Origin of the sequence: Methanobrevibacter curvatus (assembly GCF_001639295.1) — an archaeon.
Lineage (GTDB): Archaea > Methanobacteriota > Methanobacteria > Methanobacteriales > Methanobacteriaceae > Methanoflexus > Methanoflexus curvatus.
This window is the reverse complement of sequence record NZ_LWMV01000062.1, coordinates 1-3,014: the sequence shown is the minus strand read 5'-3', so window position 1 is coordinate 3,014 and position 3,014 is coordinate 1. Positions and strand designations below refer to the sequence as shown.

Sequence of the window (3,014 nt, the reverse complement as noted above, 5' to 3'; positions counted from 1 at the left end):
ATTTAATTTAATTAATAGATGAATATAGGGACTTTTAAAAAAAATTATTAATTCTAAACTTTATTTTCTGGACTATAATATAAAAATAATTTAAATAAATGTAATATATAAAAAAATTAATTTAAATTTTAGTTAAAATCTTCTTTATTTTTTCATCATTAAATCCATTATTGTGAATTTTTCATCATTTTTGCTTTTATTTTGATCTCCTTTAAATGCTGAAAGTGCAGATTTTTTAAATTCTTTGTTTGCTCTTTTAGAAACTTCATTAAAAATCATTTTATATGCTTCACATTGAGGATCAACAGCTATATCTCCTTCATTTGAAACTATTCCATTATAAGGGCATCCTCCACGACAATATTTAATATATGAACAAGTTTTACATCTATCATCAACAAAGCTTTTAAAATCCATGAGTTTTTCCCATGCATTTGAAGATTTAAGATCTTCCATTGAAGGATGATCTTTAACATTTCCCATTACATATTCATTCATTCCTACAAATCTATAACAAGGATAAATGCTTCCATCATGCCCAACAGCTAATGTATCTCCCATACAATCTGCAAAAGTACATAATGTCCCTCTTCTTCTAAAATAACTTTTAGCAATATGGTCAAAATCCTTTATTTCAAATTTATCCAAATCATTCAAATATTTATCCAATAAATCAATTAACAGCTGTCCATGTTCTTCTCCTTTTAAAGCCCACTTATCTGCATTTGAATCTCTTAGTGATGGCAGAGCTGCATGAAGTTTAAGGTTATATTTGTTTTTTAAAAAGAAATTATAAATTTCTTCGTAGAAATCTTTTGAATATGATGTAAATGTACATATAAAACTAATATTTAGCTCATGTTCAACAGCCATTTTATATTTTTCCATAGTTCTATCAAAATAAAATTCTCCACGTTGATAATCATTAATTTCTTTAGGACCATCTATACTGGTAGAAATAGCTATTTTATATTTAGAAAATAAATCAGCCATTTTTTCATCTAAAAGCCATAAATTTGATTGAAGAGAAAATCCAAAGTCTTTGTAACCTTTTTTATCAATTTCATCACCTTGACTTTGTAAGAGTGGAAGAGCACTTTCAAAAAAATCGTATCCAGCGAGAAGTGGTTCACCTCCATGAAATGTAAAATGAACAAGGTCATTTCTAAATCCATTGAGCCATTTAGAAATCTCTTTAACAATTTCAATATCCATTACTGGAGCATTTTTAACTGACCCCCAACAATAACTACAATTTGAAGGGCATGAAAGTGTTGGTATAATCATTACATGGAAAGTCATATTATCAGCAAATAATATTTAAAATATAAAAAAATAAATAAAATAATAAAATAAATAAAATAATAAAAAATAAAGTAATAATAAAAAATAAATAAAATAGATAAAAAAAGATAAAAAATCATTAATATTAATAAGAATAAATAAAAAATGAATCAAAAAATAAAAACATATTTAAAACTACTCATCTATACCTTCTTCAAAAACATAACCACATTCATCACAAACAATATTTTTTAATTTAGAGTGAGCTTTATGTTCATCTATAAATTGTCTTTTTGCTGTTTTATCTTGAGATCCGCATACTGGGCATTTTGCTAATAGCTGTTCTAATTTCATAATATCTCCTTATATTTTTATACAATAAATAATTTATTAATTTACTTTTGATATTATATTACTTTTGATGTCTAGTTTAATAAAAAATAAGATAATTAATCTTAAAAATTACAAATATTCAAATACTTTAAAAATTTTAAAAATTTTAAATTTTTTCATTTAAGAGCATTAAATTATTTAATGTATTGTTTTACATTATTTCTAACAATAGCTGATGCATTAAATTGTTTTATTCCATTTAGCATTTCTGGGAAAAGTTTTTTAGAAATAAGAACATTTATTTGAGAGTATTCTGTTCCTTGGTTTATGGTAGGTTCATCACTACAATATTTGTTTGTTATTAAAAATTCACTTGCTTTAATTGCTAAATCATTTAAAACATTAAATTTAACATCAAAATAGCTTCTTCCAGTTGTTGCACCTAACAATTGTTCAAAAATCATTTTTGCTTTCTCAATTTTTTCTCCAACACATGATGGTCCAGCATAAAGTCCAGCAGAAGAGTGCATAATTGTTTCAAGTTCTTTTAACCCTGCTTTTTTAAGACTACTTCCAGTTTGAGTATTATCAACAACCAAATCAGCACCTTTAGCAATATATACTTCTGTTGCACCATCAGAATTTATAATTTGAATTTTTTCGTTGTCTCCATCGGTTAAACTTCTCACTTGAACAAAAGGAACTTTATCCCCAAATATTTCTTTGTATCCTTCATTATTCATAATATGTTGTCGTGTTAAATTAGGATATTCAGTAAAACACAAAATTGGAGTTTTTCTATCTTTATTTTTTCTAAAAAATCCAGTTAAATTATCATATTCACTTTCTTGAGGAACAGCAACAATTAAACGAGTTTCACCATAATTTAAATCTCCAATTTTTTCTATAGTGTTTTTATTTACAACTGATTCTTCTTTAACCCAATCTTCTCCAACAATAGCAATATCAACCATTCCTCTGTTTAATTCAACAGGAGTACTTTGAGGACGAGTTAAATATGATTTTATGTCATTATCGTTTGTAATATCTATTTCATAGGATTCATTTCCAGGTTCATACCCTTTAACTTCATATCCTGCATCTACAAATAGCTGGTATGTATTACCTCTATTTACATTATTTAAACTACCCTTTGGAAGCCCTAGAATTATTTTAGCCATTTTTATCCTCTATTTATTTACTAACATAAACTTAATAAACTTAATAAAATTCAATAAAATCTAATGGAATTTAATATAAAATATAAGCATATAAAAAATTTTTTAAAATTAACAAAATGGTTATTCATTAAACTTTAAAGTTATCTTTTTAAATATGTTATTAATTTATTTTTAATTATTTATCTAACTAATTATTTAAAATGTAGTATTTAAAAT

The 3,014-nt window shown here is 24.7% G+C and carries 3 protein-coding genes; all 3 read right to left on the bottom strand.

Going from position 1 to position 3,014, the window contains the following annotated elements; all coding sequences use genetic code 11:
* Window positions 1–144 precede the first annotated feature (144 nt).
* Window positions 145–1,302, bottom strand: coding sequence for a TIGR04083 family peptide-modifying radical SAM enzyme (locus MBCUR_RS01655; RefSeq protein WP_067089418.1), 1,158 nt, complete (start codon window positions 1,300–1,302; stop codon window positions 145–147).
* A gap of 177 nt (window positions 1,303–1,479) precedes the next feature.
* Window positions 1,480–1,638, bottom strand: coding sequence for a TIGR04165 family Cys-rich peptide (locus MBCUR_RS09995; RefSeq protein WP_084269399.1), 159 nt, complete (start codon window positions 1,636–1,638; stop codon window positions 1,480–1,482).
* Window positions 1,639–1,811: 173 nt separating this feature from the next.
* Entirely contained in the window at window positions 1,812–2,798 is a 987-nt protein-coding gene (locus MBCUR_RS01650) for an ATP phosphoribosyltransferase (RefSeq protein WP_067089416.1), read from the bottom strand.
* Window positions 2,799–3,014: the final 216 nt, after the last annotated feature.